Annotated in this window: 19 protein-coding genes; 12 read left to right on the top strand and 7 right to left on the bottom strand. The window is 46.6% G+C overall.

Annotated features, from left to right (window positions below; genetic code table 11):
- Positions 1–330: 330 nt before the first annotated feature.
- From ureA to J7E26_RS03285, 5 genes are all read left to right on the top strand, one after another.
- The gene (gene ureA, locus J7E26_RS03305) at positions 331–657 is read left to right on the top strand and encodes an urease subunit gamma (protein WP_214802210.1); all 327 of its coding nucleotides are present in this window, start codon (positions 331–333) and stop codon (positions 655–657) included.
- The gene (gene ureB, locus J7E26_RS03300) at positions 654–1,028 is read left to right on the top strand and encodes an urease subunit beta (RefSeq protein ID WP_214802213.1); all 375 of its coding nucleotides are present in this window, start codon (positions 654–656) and stop codon (positions 1,026–1,028) included. The genes ureA and ureB overlap by 4 nt, the downstream gene beginning before the upstream one ends.
- Entirely contained in the window at positions 1,025–2,734 is a 1,710-nt protein-coding gene (gene ureC, locus J7E26_RS03295) for an urease subunit alpha (protein ID WP_214802216.1), read from the top strand. The genes ureB and ureC overlap by 4 nt, the downstream gene beginning before the upstream one ends.
- Before the next feature lie 139 nt (positions 2,735–2,873).
- Complete coding sequence (locus J7E26_RS03290) at positions 2,874–3,278, top strand: Rrf2 family transcriptional regulator (protein WP_214802219.1); 405 nt, start codon at positions 2,874–2,876, stop codon at positions 3,276–3,278.
- 64 nt (positions 3,279–3,342) lie between these two features.
- Positions 3,343–3,984: an NAD(P)-dependent oxidoreductase gene (locus J7E26_RS03285; RefSeq protein WP_214802222.1), complete on the top strand. Its 642-nt coding sequence runs from the start codon at positions 3,343–3,345 to the stop codon at positions 3,982–3,984.
- Positions 3,985–4,021: 37 nt separating this feature from the next.
- Here J7E26_RS03285 and J7E26_RS03280 read toward each other — a convergent pair whose 3' ends face one another.
- Positions 4,022–4,408, bottom strand: a complete 387-nt coding sequence (locus J7E26_RS03280) for a DUF5362 family protein (RefSeq protein WP_214803064.1) — start codon at positions 4,406–4,408, stop codon at positions 4,022–4,024.
- Positions 4,409–4,548: 140 nt separating this feature from the next.
- Here J7E26_RS03280 and J7E26_RS03275 point away from each other — a divergent pair, with 140 nt between their 5' ends.
- A complete protein-coding gene (locus J7E26_RS03275) occupies positions 4,549–5,319 on the top strand; it encodes a MerR family transcriptional regulator (RefSeq protein WP_214802225.1) in 771 nt (256 codons plus the stop codon).
- Positions 5,320–5,328: 9 nt separating this feature from the next.
- On the opposite strand, the gene cls is transcribed toward J7E26_RS03275, so the two are convergent.
- A complete protein-coding gene (gene cls / locus J7E26_RS03270; RefSeq protein ID WP_214802228.1) occupies positions 5,329–6,777 on the bottom strand; it encodes a cardiolipin synthase in 1,449 nt (482 codons plus the stop codon).
- A gap of 218 nt (positions 6,778–6,995) precedes the next feature.
- Between cls and J7E26_RS03265 the strand changes: the two genes are divergently transcribed.
- Complete coding sequence (locus J7E26_RS03265; protein WP_214802231.1) at positions 6,996–7,433, top strand: DUF5392 family protein; 438 nt, start codon at positions 6,996–6,998, stop codon at positions 7,431–7,433.
- Positions 7,434–7,461: 28 nt separating this feature from the next.
- On the opposite strand, the gene J7E26_RS03260 is transcribed toward J7E26_RS03265, so the two are convergent.
- Together J7E26_RS03260 and J7E26_RS03255 are read right to left on the bottom strand one after the other, a co-directional pair.
- Complete coding sequence (locus J7E26_RS03260; RefSeq protein ID WP_214802234.1) at positions 7,462–7,914, bottom strand: DUF5362 family protein; 453 nt, start codon at positions 7,912–7,914, stop codon at positions 7,462–7,464.
- Positions 7,911–8,402, bottom strand: a complete 492-nt coding sequence (locus J7E26_RS03255) for a GNAT family N-acetyltransferase (RefSeq protein ID WP_214803067.1) — start codon at positions 8,400–8,402, stop codon at positions 7,911–7,913. Before J7E26_RS03255 ends, J7E26_RS03260 begins: the two co-directional genes overlap by 4 nt.
- A 140-nt stretch (positions 8,403–8,542) precedes the next feature.
- On the opposite strand from J7E26_RS03255, the gene spoIIQ reads away from it, so the two are divergent.
- Both spoIIQ and J7E26_RS03245 read left to right on the top strand, forming a co-directional pair.
- Positions 8,543–9,400 (top strand): stage II sporulation protein SpoIIQ, encoded by an 858-nt coding sequence (spoIIQ, locus tag J7E26_RS03250; protein WP_214802237.1) that lies wholly within the window; start codon positions 8,543–8,545, stop codon positions 9,398–9,400.
- Between the two features lie 110 nt (positions 9,401–9,510).
- On the top strand, positions 9,511–9,942 hold the full coding sequence (locus tag J7E26_RS03245; RefSeq protein WP_214802240.1) for a VanZ family protein: 432 nt from the start codon (positions 9,511–9,513) through the stop codon (positions 9,940–9,942).
- Between the two features lie 25 nt (positions 9,943–9,967).
- Here J7E26_RS03245 and J7E26_RS03240 read toward each other — a convergent pair whose 3' ends face one another.
- Complete coding sequence (locus J7E26_RS03240) at positions 9,968–10,543, bottom strand: undecaprenyl-diphosphatase (protein ID WP_214802242.1); 576 nt, start codon at positions 10,541–10,543, stop codon at positions 9,968–9,970.
- 164 nt (positions 10,544–10,707) lie between these two features.
- Between J7E26_RS03240 and ftsW the strand changes: the two genes are divergently transcribed.
- Entirely contained in the window at positions 10,708–11,862 is a 1,155-nt protein-coding gene (ftsW, locus tag J7E26_RS03235; protein ID WP_214802245.1) for a putative lipid II flippase FtsW, read from the top strand.
- Positions 11,863–11,914: 52 nt separating this feature from the next.
- Here ftsW and J7E26_RS03230 read toward each other — a convergent pair whose 3' ends face one another.
- Positions 11,915–12,265 (bottom strand): P-II family nitrogen regulator, encoded by a 351-nt coding sequence (locus J7E26_RS03230; RefSeq protein ID WP_061522565.1) that lies wholly within the window; start codon positions 12,263–12,265, stop codon positions 11,915–11,917.
- A gap of 17 nt (positions 12,266–12,282) precedes the next feature.
- Positions 12,283–13,494 carry an ammonium transporter gene (locus J7E26_RS03225; RefSeq protein WP_214802248.1) on the bottom strand — a complete coding sequence of 404 codons (1,212 nt, stop codon included), beginning with the start codon at positions 13,492–13,494 and terminating at the stop codon, positions 12,283–12,285.
- A gap of 254 nt (positions 13,495–13,748) precedes the next feature.
- On the opposite strand from J7E26_RS03225, the gene J7E26_RS03220 reads away from it, so the two are divergent.
- Positions 13,749–14,315, top strand: a complete 567-nt coding sequence (locus J7E26_RS03220; protein ID WP_214802251.1) for an isochorismatase family protein — start codon at positions 13,749–13,751, stop codon at positions 14,313–14,315.
- Positions 14,312–15,676, top strand: a complete 1,365-nt coding sequence (locus tag J7E26_RS03215; protein ID WP_214802254.1) for an MFS transporter — start codon at positions 14,312–14,314, stop codon at positions 15,674–15,676. The genes J7E26_RS03220 and J7E26_RS03215 overlap by 4 nt, the downstream gene beginning before the upstream one ends.
- Positions 15,677–15,841: the final 165 nt, after the last annotated feature.

The raw sequence follows: 15,841 nt of genomic DNA, 5'->3' as shown, positions 1-15,841 counted from the left end.
TTGTTATGAGTTGTGACAAAAAAGCCGCTCTGTTTGGTTCATTTCCACTAATTTTTTAAATTTTCTATAAAATTATGAATGGTTTCTTTATAATATTCACATAGGATGTTACCTTTCATTACATTTTCAGGTTATCTGTCCATTTGATTAAACGTTTGTTCAAAAGAAAAAAATCAGATATCTCAATTTTCTGTAAAAGGAATTCAGCCATTGGCCGTCGAATTTCTTTCATCACTTAACATTTCATGAGGTGAAGGGGGTGGTACCCGCCTGCATCATTTTCGGTATGAACATGAATTGCGCTTGAGCTATCACTAAGGGGGAGTACAGATGAAATTAACACCGGTTGAACAAGAAAAATTGCTTATTTTTGCAGCGGGAGAGCTGGCTAAACAGCGAAAAGAGCGCGGCGTTTTGCTCAATTACCCTGAAGCGGCTGCTTATTTGACCTGTTATCTGATGGAAGGAGCGCGGGATGGAAAAAGCGTCGCAGAGCTGATGGAGTCCGGCCGCCATGTTTTAACGGGAAAGGACGTCATGGAAGGCGTCCCGGAAATGCTGGAGTCGATCCAGGTTGAAGCAACGTTTCCGGACGGAGTCAAGCTTGTTACCGTTCATCAGCCGATTCAGCCGATCACAGCGGAGGTGAAGTCATGAAGCCGGGAGCCATTCAAGTCGCAGAAGGGATAATTGCCATTAACGAAGGCCGAAGAACAAAGGAAGTGTCTGTTACCAATACGGGAACGCGGTCGGTTCAAGTCGGTTCACATTTTCATTTTGCCGAAGCCAACGGCGCCCTATCCTTCAAGCGGGATGCAGCAATCGGCATGCGTCTGGATATTCCTTCAGGCACGTCTGTCCGTTTTGAACCGGGCGAGGAGAAAACAGTTACGCTCGTTGAAATCGGCGGAAGAAAAACGATCAGAGGGTTAAACGGCATGGCTGACACCTATATGGATGAACGGGGAAAGGATAAAACCTTATCGAACCTTACGAAAGCCGGATGGATGGAGGGGGTGATCCGATGAAGATGACACGTGAGCAATACGCAGAGCTGTTCGGACCGACAACAGGGGATAAGGTCAGACTCGGAGACACCGATTTATGGATTGAAGTTGAGAAAGATTTTACCGTCTACGGAGAGGAAATGATCTTCGGCGGAGGAAAGACGATTCGGGATGGCATGGGACAAAACGGGCGTATTACGGCAAAAGACGGAGCGCTTGATCTGGTCATCACAAACGTTGTCATTTTGGACTATACCGGAATCGTGAAAGCGGATATCGGCGTTAAGGACGGCCGTATTGTCGGCGTCGGAAAAAGCGGCAACCCCGATATCATGGATGGCGTTGACCCGCATATGGTCATCGGCGCAGGCACAGAGGTCATTTCCGGCGAAGGAAAAATCATAACGGCCGGCGGCGTGGATACCCATATCCATTTCATATGCCCTCAACAGATGGAGGTCGCCCTTTCTTCAGGAGTGACAACGCTCCTTGGCGGGGGAACGGGCCCTGCGACCGGCAGTAAAGCGACAACCTGCACATCCGGCGCATGGTACATGTCGAGAATGCTTGAGGCAGCCGAGCAATTCCCGATCAATGTCGGATTTTTAGGAAAAGGAAATGCTTCTGACAAGGCTCCCCTCATTGAGCAGGTGGAAGCGGGCGCCATCGGCCTGAAGCTCCATGAAGATTGGGGAACAACGCCAAGCGCCATTAAAACCTGTATGGCAGTTGCGGACGATGCGGATATTCAGGTTGCCATCCACACAGACACGATTAACGAAGCGGGTTTCTTAGAAAATACGCTTGATGCAATCGGCGACCGGGTTATCCATACATATCATATAGAAGGAGCCGGCGGAGGCCATGCACCGGATATTATGAAGCTCGCGTCCTATGCCAATATTTTGCCGTCCTCTACAACGCCGACGATTCCGTATACTGTCAACACGATGGACGAGCACCTTGATATGATGATGGTCTGTCACCATTTGGATACTAATGTGCCTGAGGACGTGGCATTCAGCCATTCACGCATCAGGGCGGCCACAATTGCGGCAGAGGATATCCTTCACGATATCGGCGCGATCAGCATGACATCATCTGATTCGCAGGCGATGGGCCGGATCGGGGAAGTTATTATCAGGACATGGCAGGTTGCCGATAAGATGAAAAGGCAGCGCGGCGCCCTTGCCGGGGAAAACGGCAATGACAATGTGCGCGCCAAACGCTATGTCGCAAAATACACGATCAATCCGGCTATCACCCACGGTTTGAGCCATGAAGTCGGCTCTGTCGAAAAAGGAAAGCTTGCCGATCTAGTGTTGTGGGACCCCGTTTTCTTCGGCGTCAAGCCTGACCTTGTGCTCAAAGGCGGTATGATTGCGCGCGCCCAGATGGGAGACCCGAATGCGTCGATTCCGACGCCTGAACCTGTATTTATGCGCCAGATGTACGCGTCTTACGGAAAAGCGAACCGCAATACATCCATCACTTTTATGTCCAAGGCGAGCATTGAAAACGGCGTACCCGGCAAACTGGGGCTTGAAAAAATGATTTCTCCGGTGCAGCATATCCGCAAGCTGAGCAAGCTTGATATGAAGCTGAACGCCGCGATGCCGAACATTGAAGTTGATCCGAAAACATATCAGGTATTCGCTGACGGAGAAGAACTGTCATGTCAGCCTGCCAGCCATGTTCCGCTCGGACAAAGATATTTCTTGTTTTAATCCCTCCAAGGCCGGTCCCGCCGGCCTTTTTACACCTCTATTGCCAACTGGATATCATCCTTTGAGGAATTTTAGTGTATATTAGTAGTTGACAAACTAATGAAATGTAACTATTATGGTTACAACGGTGGTGAAAAACATGATTAACAGCCGTCTTGCTGTAGCCATTCACATCTTATCCCTGATCTCGATGGATGAACGGGCCTCTTCAGATATGATTGCCGGAAGCGTAAACACGAATCCTGTCGTTGTGCGGAGAACAATCAGCCAGCTGAAAAAAGCCGGTATTCTCACATCCCGGGCGGGGGTTCCCGGTGCCAGCCTGAAAAAAGATCCGTCCGAGATTTCCCTCTTAGAGGTATACAGGGCGGTGCAGAAAAAGGAAGAGCTTTTTGCGGTTCACGACAATCCGAATCCGGAGTGTCCGGTCGGCAAAAATATTCAGCTGGCGCTTGATGAGACGTTCGGAAGTGTGCAGCGGGCAATGGAAAATGAATTGGCAAGCAAGTCACTTTATGATGTAATGAATCATCTCTTTTCTTAAAAAGAGATGGCTTCATACCGCCAAAGATGTAACAAAAATGGTTACAAATAAGGAGGAAAAAGAAATGAAAATTGGAATTATCGGTGCAAGCGGAAAAGCGGGAAGTGTTATTTTAAAGGAAGCGAAAGATCGCGGACATGATGTGACAGCGATTGTGAGAGACGCTTCAAAAGTGAACGGCCAGGGCGTCACTGTTCTCGAAAAAGACGTATTCGATTTAAAAGCGGAAGATGTAAAACAATTCGATGCCGTAGTGAATGCGTTCGGAGCTCCGGCGGGGCAGGAGCAGCTTCATGTGGAAGCAGGAAGAGCATTAATCAATATTTTCAAGGAAGCGAAAGATACAAGATTGTTTGTCGTCGGCGGAGCCGGCAGCCTCTTCGTTGATGAAGCCAAAACCACCCGCCTTGCTGAAACGCCGGAATTTCCAAAGCAATACTTGGCGACCGCAGTCAATCAGGCAAAAAATTTAGAGGATCTGGAAAACACAGACTCCGTCTCTTGGACATTCCTCAGTCCTGCGGCTATGTTTGATCCGAACGGAAAGCGTACTGGATCATACAAGAAAGGCAAAGACACATTCCTTGTCAACTCTAAAGGAGACAGCTATATCAGCTATGCGGACTATGCCATCGCCGTATTAGATGAACTTGAAAAACCTTCTCATCAAAATGAGCGCTTTACTGTAGTCGGAGAAGCTGAATAAAGAAAAAATCCCGGGCGCAAAGCTCCGGGACTTTCTTTTAATATGAAGTTGTGTCAAAATCATTGAACACGCCGTCAGCGATGCCAAGCATTAAAAAAATAATGAAAAGAATAACAGCAATAACTGAAATTCCGATGCTCACAATGAGGTAAATCCCCTGCATCTTCACGAACTTTGCGTAATTATCAAGCATATTTTCCTCTGACAGCTCATTGAATTGCTCTGCCATTTGCCCCGCTTCTTTTGCTGACCGCATAAGAAAAATTCCGGCAATGATCTGCAAAACGCCGGGAATTGCTCCGATTAAGAAGAAAAATGCTCCTGAAAGCGCCGCAAAAGCGCCCATAATAATAAATAAAATGCCTGTTGCTTTCCCCCATTTAGAAATGGTGACAAGCGAACGGTTAACAGATTCTGGCTTCAACACACCAGCACTCCTTTACAAAAAAATACTCACTTTTCATTTATACACTATTCGGGCAGTCTTTTGAATATAAAAATGTGTTTTTGTGATTGACTCTGACGTAACGTTATCGTTTACGATTCCATTATGGAGGTGGTTACATGCTCTATCAAGTCAAACAAGTGGCCGATATGTCGGGAGTCAGCGTGAGGACGCTCCACCACTATGATCATATCGGACTGCTTACGCCAAAAGAAGTTTCTGAAGCGGGATACCGCTTGTATAGTGACGCGTGTCTTGAGCGGCTGCAGCACATATTATTTTTTAAAGAAATCGGCTTCCGGCTGGAGGATATAAAAAATATGCTGGATCACCCGGCCTTTCAGCGGAAGGCCGCGCTCGAAAGCCAAAAAGACATTCTGTTGAAAAAAAGAGAGAGAATTGACCGAATGATTGAAACGGCGGACAAAACCATCGCTTCCATAGAAGGAGGAGCAGAAATGAAGAAACGGGAGTTATTTGCAGGACTGAGCATGAAAGAAATCGAAGAGCGCCAAATGAAATATGCGGATGAAGCGAGAGCGCTGTACGGAAAAGCCATGACAGACGAAACGGAGAAGAAAACGGCCGCGTATACACAAAAAGATTGGAGCGCCATTATGTCAGAATGGGGGGCCATTTATGAACGCATCGCGAAGAAAATGGAAAAAGGGCCGGACGACGCCGAGGTACAGGAGGCAGTTGGTGATTTCAGAAACCACATCAGCACCTATTTTTATGACTGCACGCCTGACATCTTCAGGGGATTAGGCGATTTATATACGGCCGATCAGCGGTTTACGGAGAACATTGACCGATACGGAAAAGGGCTGTCCGCCTTTTTGCGGCAGGCGATTATTGTGTATTGCGAAAATGAAAATTCCCGGGCGTAACCCCGGGAATTACAAAATCGGAGACAAAAGCCTTGAAACCGATTCTTTAATGCGGATCCATAACGAGCGCTCCTGATACTCTTCGTATGTGTATTTTCTTGAGACGAGCAAATCCTCTTTAAATGAGGAGATGAGCTTTTTCGCGATGGTGACATCGTAAATAAAGGCATTGACTTCAAAGTTCAGCCTGAAGCTTCTGACGTCGATATTGGCCGTCCCGACCGAAGCCGTCTCATCATCGACAACAATCGTTTTCGCATGAATAAAGCCGTTATCGTAAATATAGACCGAAGCCCCGGCTTTTAAAAGATCGCCGATATAAGACAAGGTCGCCCAATAAACGAACGCGTGATCCGGTTTATTTGGAATCATAATCTTCACGTCGATGCCAGACAGGCAAGCGATTCTGAGAGCATCCAAAAGGCTTGAATCAGGAATAAAATAAGGTGTTTGTATCAGGATCGACCGTTTAGCCGTTGTAATCATCTTAATATAGCCGTTTTTAATCTGTTCCCACTCTGAATCCGGCCCGCTCGTGACAATCTGCATTCCCACGCTGCCCTTCGGCTCGCATTCCGGAAAATGATTCGGTACGTATGTGAGCGTATGGTGATGGGAGGCCTGGTTCCAGTCGAGGATAAACCGTGTCTGAATCGCATGAACCGCCGTGCCCTGTATCCTGAGATGCGTATCACGCCAATAGCCGAATTTCGGGTTCAGTCCGAGATATTCATCTCCGACGTTAAAGCCGCCGACATAACCTGTTCCGCCGTCGATAATGACAAGCTTGCGGTGATTGCGGTAATTAAGCCGCAAATTTATGGGACGGAGCCTGGAAGGAAAAAAGACTTCTACATGGCCGCCCGCGTCCTTCAGCGGTTTGAAAAACTTTTTTCTGAGTGATCTTGAACCGAGTTCATCATATAAAACCCTGACCTTTACGCCTTCCTTTGCCTTTTTTACTAAGGCGTCGCGCAGTTTTTTCCCTAATTCATCACCTTTGTAAATATAATATTGCAGGTGAATGTGATCTTTGGCGTTGGCAATATCCTTCAATAAGCGTTTAAACTTATCGCGCCCGTCGGTTAAAATCTCTACCGAATTGTCCTCTGTGAACACAGCGTGGTTATTCATGACAAGCATATAGATGAGATCTTGATTATCCACAGTCGCCCGGTTGTTAAATTGAAACTGCCTCGACTTCAAATCTTTGAGCTGGAATTTGAGCAGCTTTTCAATCCCGATCTTTTTGCGGTCCTCCCACTGAAACAGGTGCTTGCGTCTGAGATTATGGCCGAATAACATGTATAAAATAAAGCCTAATATGGGAATAAAAAAAAGAACAAGCAGCCAAGCCCATGAAGCGCTGGCATCGCGTCTTTCTTTAAAGATCATGATCACGCCCAAAAGTATATTTAAAACGAAAAAAAATCCGAAAAGAATAAATGAAATGCTCACTTTGCAACCCCGCTATATCATATTTATCAAGACTGTGCCCATTAGTATTCCGTTAAGTGCAGCAATCTGATTCCCATTTCAAATTATAACATTGACATTTTGAAAGAATAAAGAGGCGAAGACAAAGATCAATGCAGTTTTCTTTCAAAGGAAGTTCCAGCTGCGTTAAAATAAGCATATATGAAAAAGAAGACAAATGACAGCAAAGGGGAGAGGGTATGAAGCTTGAGCACGCAGAACATTTGCCGGGTTTTATCAAAAAAGAAATTCAAAAGATGCAAACTGTCATAGCGCCTCTGATGAAAAAAAGCGTCATTTACCGTTTCCTCGCATTCCCGCTCGCCGCTTTTTCTCTATTTCATTTGGCGTCGCTGCTGTTTCTGGCTCCTGGGGGCAGAGGAACTTTCATATCGGGCGGCATTTTTGCACTCTTGGCGGCATTGGGGCTGGCGTTTTTTAAAGAAGCCGGCTATCAGCATAAACAGATACAGAAAACGATCCGGCTCTACATGCTGAACAGGATAAGGAAGAGCGATATTTTGTCTGAAGAGCGGAAAAACGCATATACACGATTAATCGCCGAGGAGCCGTCTGCAATGAAGAGTTTTATTGAGTTTTTAACGGAAGAAGACCGAAAAAAAGAAATGCTGTATTAAAAAGAGCTGATGCGGGATCAGCTCTTTTTTATTCAAACAACGGGTCGTTCTCGTAATAATAAGAATCCGGTGAATCAATGGCACCGGTGTTGTAATAAGCGGAAATTCCGATCATGACGAGGACAATGATCATTAAAATAAAACCGATAATTCCTGCCGCAATGCTCGTTGCAGCGTAAAAAAACTGCATTTTGATAAATGAAGCGTAATTGTCGAGCATGTTTTCTTCGGCATCCTCCTCGAGGCCGTTCTGAAGACTGGCGGCCGCTTTTGCCGAGCGCAGCAGCATCACGCCGGAAATGATGAGCAGCACACCGGGGATGGCGCCGAGTACGGTAATTAAAGCTGTTAACGCGGAAAGGGCGCCGGCAATAATAAGAAGCACACCGGTAATCTTTCCCCACTTCGCAATGTCGGCGAGGGAACGGGCCTTTTTGCTCTGCTGTTGACCTTCTTCTTTCTCTTTATCGATACTGATCATGATAGCTCTCTCCCCAAAATGTTCAAATCATATCGTTTTCCGTCCATTTCGGCAACACCCGGGAGTACTCCCCATTGAGTAAAACCGAATTTTTCAAACAGTTTAATGCTCGGCACATTATGCCCGAAAATAAACGCCATTATATTTCGAATGCCGATTTCAGAAGCGATGCGGAGCGCTTCTTGAAGAAGAAAGCTTCCTGCGCCTTTGCCCCGGCAATCCTCATGAAGATAGATGCTGATTTCAGCTGTTTTCTCGTAGGCGGGACGGCCGTAAAACGTTTCAAAGCTGATCCAGGCCGCCACTTTGCCGTTCTCATCTTCAGCGACAAACAGCGGGCGCTTGTCTGTATGCCGCAAAAACCAATCCATCCGGTCTTCAGTTGTCACTTCTTCGGTATCAGCCGTTACCATTCGTGAGGCAATCGTCGAGTTATATATGGCCACAACCGCATCTGCATCTTCCAATACGGCCCTGCGCAGGGTCAAATTCATTATATTCAAGCTCTCCTTTCAAATTCTTTTACATAATAAAAAAACATCTGCACATACTACTTCCAAAAAGATTTTTTAAGAATGTGTATATATTTTCAGAAAAGTGTTCAGAATGTTGCTGAGGTGATGAAACAATGAGAGAGGAAGAAAAGAAAACTTCTCAAGTCAAAAAACTTCAGCGGTTCTTTCGCAAACGCTGGATATTCCCTGCAATTTACTTAGTCAGTGCGGCCGTCATTTTAACAGCTGTCCTTTGGTATCAATCCGTTTCAAACGATGTTAAGGACAATCTGACGAACAACGGCGGAAACTCCGCGTATGACAGCGGCAAAGACGATGCCGTCGAAGTAGGCAAGCCAATGGAAAATGTCGCAATGCCGGCTGCTCATTCTGAAAATGTTTCTGTTGTGAAAAAGTTTTATGAAACTGATGCCGCAAAAGAAGAAAAAGAAGCAGCACTCGTTAACTATAATAACACGTACAGCCTAAGTAAAGGAATTGACTTAGCTGAGAAAGACGGGAAAGCATTTGATGTTTCCGCTTCTCTGAGCGGTACGGTTGTCAAAGCTGCTAAAGATCCGGTGCTTGGATATGTGGTTGAGATTGAACATTCAGACGGCCTGTCCACCGTATATCAATCTCTTTCTGAAACCGGTGTCGAACAAGGCGACAAGGTCAAGCAAAATCAAGTCATTGGAAAATCAGGCAAAAACCTTTACAGTGAAGAAAGCGGCAATCACGTGCACTTTGAAATCCGTAAAGACGGCGTGGCCATGAATCCGCTGAATTTTATGGACAAACCGGTCACATCAATTGAAAAAGCCGCGGCTGAAGAGAAAAACGCTGTTACAGAAGAAACAGAAGGTTCCATTCAGCAGTCTTCCGAGAAAAAAGACGTTACGCCTGCAAAAGAAACTGAAGAAAAATCCGGTGATAAACAGGATGGTTCAAAAGACAAAACAGATCTAAAAGAAGACGGCTCATCGAAGTAATCGGGGCAATCTTCATGCAAAAGCGCCTATCAGCTCAGATAGGCGCTTTTCATCGCTTGTATGTGCCTTTATACTAATAGAAACTAATTTACAGGAAAAGGAGATGCTGAATGAATAAATGTCTGCTGGCGGGATGGCTGGTCTTTGTTTTCATTTCTGCACTGACTGAAAGCTTTCACGATATGGTAGTGTCGCAGACGGTGGTATTCCGCTTTACGCCGCACCCGGATGCAGCCGGCTTCTTTTCCTTTGATCTGGCAGAGCTCGCCATACCCGAAGCCGCGATTCAAAAGCTCGGGCACGCTTTTTCATTCTTTGTGCTGGCCTATTTGTTTTTCAGAGAGCGCAGGCGGGTGAAGCGGGCGGTGATCGGTGCGCTGGCCTTTGCCTTTTTAACTGAAATTGTCCAGCTGTATTTCAGCAGAAACGGATGTCTGCGTGATGTGCTGATTGACAGCGTCGGCATCGGCGCGTTCTATATCCTGTACGCGGCTGCAAAAAGAAGAAAGCATTCCGTCTCTGATAAATATGAAAGCCGGTAGTCTATGACAGACACCGGCTTTTTTTCTATATATTATGGTTTGTTGATTTGTTTTTATGAACGACACTTTCATAGATTCGCACGATAAGATCGACAAGAGGGCGAAGCACATTTGAGAATCTGAACAGCAGGAATCCGACAATGATTGAAACAATGATGCTTCCGAGCACATCAATCGGATAATGGTGGCCGACCCAAATTCTTGAGAAGCCGGTCAAGAGGCCGAAAATCACAAGCGGCCAGCCGAGCTTTTTGTTGCGGAACAAAATCGCGATTGAGATGGCCAATGCGCCTGTCGTATGGTCACTCGGAAATGAAGCGTCCGCGGCATGCGGAATCAGCGTATGCACCGTATGCTCGACGAAGGGGCGCGGTTCGAAATAGATTTTTGTAATGAGGTAGTTGACGATAAGCGCCGCAATGCCCGTGAAGCCCGCATATAAGGCGTTTTGTCTGCCTTTTGTGCTTCCGAACAGCCACATGGCAAGCAGGAAGAGGGCATAGGCATAAATCGAGTATTCCGTAATAAATACCATAATCGAGTCGAGAATGGCACTATGATGGGACAAACCATGGATTGCTTTAAATAGTTCGTAATTCACAGATATCACCTTTTATCATTATTTTATATGAACAGTGTAATGCTTTTTTCTATGAGACACAATTGGTATTAAAAATAATCATAAAAAAGTAAACATAATGAAACGAGTCTGTATTACTATGCGTCAAGTATGCGGGAAAAGAATAGCTGAAGGAGTTTTGTCCGTTGCTGAAACGTTTGAAAAACGCCGATCTGCTGCTGGTGTTCATTATACTGCTGCTTTGCGGATTCGGTTTGGTAATGGTGTACAGCGCCAGTGATGTCATCGGGTCTCAGCGATACGGAGACCCAACCTATTTTTACCATAAACAGAGAACTTCGTTACTGATTGGATTATGTTTATTTGTTTTCGCCGCCTGTCTGCCTTATAAAAAATATGCACGGATGGTGCCGCTGTTTGTTGTCGGGTCGCTGCTTTTATTGCTGCTCGTGTTAATACCGGGGATCGGGCTGGAGCGGAATTTTTCACGCAGATGGTTAGGTGCGGGTTCACTTGTCGTCCAGCCGTCTGAATTGGCTAAGATCGCCATGATTCTCTATTTCGCTGCGATTTATACGAAAAAGCAACCTTATATTCATCAATTTTTTAAAGGCGTTTTGCCGCCTTTACTGATTTTAGGGACAGCTTTTCTGCTGACATTGGCAGAACCTGATTTAGGGACAGCTTCTTTAATATTGGCGGCTTGCGGGGCTGTTTTATTGTGCGCAGGACTGAAAAAACGCCATCTGTTCGTGCTTGGCGCGACGGCGGTGTCAGGCGTCGTGTATCTCGCGTTTTCGGCTTCATACCGTGTGAAGCGGCTTGTTTCGTTTACAAATCCGTTCGCTGATCCCAATGGAGACGGCTACCAATTGATCCAGTCCTATTTCGCCATTTCCGGCGGCGGATTCTTCGGAAGAGGGCTTGGGAACAGCGTGGAGAAAATGAACTTTCTGCCTGAGGCGCATACTGACTTTATTATGGCCGTGATTTCTGAGGAGCTGGGCATATTCGGTGTGCTGATCGTCCTTGGATTATACTTTGCGTTTATGCTTCTTGGCGTGAAAACGGCCGTCCGGGCGGCGGATCCATTCGGTAAACTTCTTGCCATCGGCATCACGTTTCAATTAATGTTTCAAGTTGTACTGAACCTGGGAGCGATGAGCGGGCTTCTCCCGGTAACGGGCGTACCGCTGCCGTTTATCAGCTACGGCGGTTCTTCATTAATTATGACGCTGTTTCTGTGCGGCATACTTGTCAACATCAGTACATATGCAAAAAAACAAACCGTGCGGCATAAGCGCCCGGTTTCTCAAGAAAAAAAGGTTTCTTCGTTCTGATGAAGCCCGAAAAAAACGCCCGGGACATTCAGTCTTCGGGCGTTTTTTATCATTATAAAGCTTGGGGGCCTTCTTCTCCGGTGCGGATATTAATCGTGTTTCCGATTTCGTAAACGAATATTTTCCCGTCACCGGGTTCTCCTGTTTTGAGAACTTTTTTCGCTGTTTCTATTACTTGATCGACGGGCACCTTGCTGACGACGATTTCCACTTTCAGACGCTCATATACATTGCTTTCGATTTTGACCCCGCGGTACAGCTCAGTGTGCGCTTTTTGGAGGCCGCAGCCGTGTACATTGGAGAAAGTCAGCGATGTGACTCCGATTTTACCCAGTTCCTGCTTCAGTGTCTCAAACTTAGCCGGACGTGTAACGATTTCTACTTTAAACATTTGACCGCTCATCTAAGTCACTCCTCACCCTATAAGTCTTGATATGCTTTTTCCCCGTGCATGGTTAAATCAAGCCCAAGTGACTCTTCTTCTTCACTGGCGCGGAGGGGAATGAAAAGACCTACTATTTTAATGATAACGAAAGTGACAATAAATACAAATACATAAGTTGCCGCAATCGCTGCAATTTGTTTCCAAAGCAAGCCCGGCTCACCGTAAAACAGCCCGTTTGCTCCCGCTTCATTGACGGATGTTGTGGCAAACAAACCGGTCGCGATGCCGCCCCATGTTCCGCCGATGCCGTGCAGGCCGAAAGCGTCAAGCGCATCGTCATAACCGAATGTCTTCTTGAGCCAGTAGACGCCCCAGAAGCAGACGAGCCCGCCGATAAAACCGATCACGATAGAAGCAAACGGTGTGACGAATCCCGCAGCCGGTGTAATTGCGACAAGCCCCGCGATAGCACCCGAGACAGCGCCCAGCATTGTCGGCTTTTTGTTAAGAATCCATTCGATGAAAATCCAGCCGATGATTCCGGCCGCAGCGGCGGTGTTTGTATTAATGAAGGCAAACATAGCCACGCTGTCAAGCGTCAGAGCACTGCCGACATTGAATCCGAACCAGCCGAACCAGATGAGCGCCCCGCCTAAGAAGGTGTAAATTAAGTTGTGTGGAGAAGCCGCCGTGCCGTCCTTGCGTTTTCCCAGCACAATCGCCAGCACAAGCCCCGCCACTCCGGAGGAAATGTGAACGACATTTCCTCCTGCGAAATCAAGCGCGCCCATTTCGCCGATCCAGCCGCCGCCCCAGACCCAGTGCGCAACAGGTGTATAAACAAGTGATGCCCATAAAAAGGAAAATACAAGAAAAGCACCGAATCTCATACGCTCAGCAAACGCACCGGAAATAATCGCCGTCGTAAGCACTGCAAATGTCATTTGGAACATCATGAACAATGAATGCGGGATCGTGTCGCTGTAAGACCCGGGTTCAAAGCCGACTCCCTTCAGCCCAGCCCATTCAGTGCCGCCAAGCAGCGTATTGCCGGGAGCGAAGGCAAGCGAATATCCGTACAATACCCAAACGACGGATACGATGGCAAGAGAAGAAAAACTGTGCATCGCTGTGCTGAGCACATTTTTGCTTTTTACCATTCCGCCATAAAATAATGCCAGCCCGGGGGTCATCAGCCACACGAGTAAAGCACAAAAGAACATAAATACTGTATCGCCCATTTCCATGTCTTATTCCTCCGTCTCTTTCAGAATGAAAACAATTATTAATTCATTATTATAGAGAAAAAAGAACGATAAAACATTTTCATGTCAGTTTTTCTAACATGATTTTTTGTGATATGTTATGCCGGCCATCCGATAGCGAAAAGCATGACTTTGTATCCATATAAACACAAGCTGAGCGCGCCGTGAGAAATCCTTTCTGAGAAAGAGTAAAATAAACGGCGTGAGAAACACTAACCGCATCAGGAGGAATGATTATGACAACATCACTGAATCTTCAATTTGAAAAAACGGCTTTAGTCATGATTGATTTACAAAAAGGCATCGTGCCGATTGATAAGAGCGGCGCCGTTGTACCGAATGCGAAAAAATTAATTGATGTATTCCGGGAGAAGGGCGGATTCATCAGTTTTGTAAATGTAGCATTTCATGACGGAGCGGACGCGCTGAAGCCGCTGACGGATGAACCGGCGCAAAGCCGTACAGCACCCGCTTCAGATTGGGCGGAGTTTGTGCCTGAAATCGGAGTGAAAGAGAATGATTATACGGTAACAAAACGGCAATGGGGCGCGTTTTTCGGAACGGACTTAGATTTGCAGCTAAGAAGACGCGGAATTGACACGATCGTATTGTGCGGAATTGCGACAAACATCGGAGTGGAAAGCACGGCGCGAGAAGCTTTTCAGCTTGGGTATCATCAAGTATTCGTCACTGACGCGATGGCTTCATTCAGTGAAGAGCAGCATGAGGCGACACTCAAGTTTATCTTCCCGAAAATCGGCAGAAACCGGACGACGGAAGAATTTATCGCGCAAACAAAATGACGATCTCTAAAAAAAGCCGTGCCCTCTTTCTGACGGCAGTGGCTTCCGGGACGATGCTGAACCCGTTGAATTCGTCAATGATTTCTCTTGCGCTTCACAGTATTCAGCATCAATTTCACTTGTCGTTTACTACGGTGTCCTGGCTGATTTCTTCATTTTACCTGGCGAGCGCGGTGGCGCAGCCTGTAACCGGAAAACTCGGGGATATGCTCGGCAGGAAAAAGCTGTTTCTGTTCGGATTACTTCTTGTCGCTGTCTCAGCCATCGGAGCGCCGTTTGCGCCGACCTTCATGACCCTGCTGATCATGAGGCTGTTTCAATCCATCGGAAGCAGTGCGATTTATCCGTCGGGCGTCGGGTTGATCCGTTCGAACATTCGGGAACGGCAGGCATCGGCATTAGCGGTTCTGTCCATCTTCGCATCTGCTATGACGGCGCTTGGCCCGACCCTCGGCGGCTTTCTGATTGTGTGGGGAGGGTGGCCGGCGATCTTTTTCGTCAATCTGCCGTTTATCATTCTCAGCTTTTTTCTCGGCATGTATATGTTCCCGAAAGATGAGAAGCGCAAGACCGGCGGACTGAAAGCAATTCTCCGCGAGCTGGATACGGCAGGTATTCTGCTGTTTGCCGGCGCGATTATACTCCTCTTGTCTTTTTTGCTGTCCTTCAGCACCAAACCGCATTATATAGAGGGTGTATTCGGGCTGTTGTTTGTCGGGCTGTTTATCTGGCGCGAGTTAAAGACGGAAAAGCCGTTTATCGATGTCAGGCTGTTTAAAACGCATCGAAAGCTCTCGTCGGTGTACATCCAGTTTATTTTGCTGAATATCTTTTTTTACTGTATCTTTTTTGGGCTTCCTAGCTATTTTCAGGATGAAATGCATTTATCGGTTCAGACAAGCGGTTTAATTATGCTGTTTATGTCAGGCATGAGCATTGTGGTATCGCCTCTGACGGGAAAATGGATAGATAAAAAGGGTCTCCTTCAGCCGATTGTCGCCGGAACGTGTCTGACGGCCGCGGGAGCAGTGCTGTTAACCTTTTTTTTCCTTCAAGCGCCCATGATAGGAAAGGGGCTGATCCTGTCTGTATTAGGGGTCGGCTACGGATTCGGAAACGTGACGTTTCAAGCGGCCATGCTGAAAACAAGCCCTTCCGATATGGTTGGAACAACGTCCGGTTTGTTTCAAACCTGCCGTTATTTAGGGTCGATTTTGTCATCTGTCATATTGGGCATCCTTTTTGGAAAAGAAATTACCGCAGGCCATTTTCATATGCTCGGCACAATCCTGATCATTGTCGGAGTCTTAAGCCTGCTCATGGCATTCCGGTTTTCGGTATTGCTGAAAAAGGCGTCATAAAACACGGCATATTTATGAAAGAGGCGGACGCGGTCTGTCTCTTTTTTATGTGTAATGTGTTCAAATATAAAAACAAAGATTGTAGACAACGTCCAATGCTATTGGTTTAATTTTCCGATATATTATGTAACATGAGATGTGAGGAATTCGTACATACAGGAGGGG

The organism is Bacillus sp. ISL-51 (assembly GCF_018613535.1).
Lineage (GTDB): Bacteria > Bacillota > Bacilli > Bacillales > Bacillaceae > Bacillus.
The sequence above is the reverse complement of the archived record's forward strand: the minus strand, read 5'-3'. Positions and strand labels throughout refer to the sequence as shown.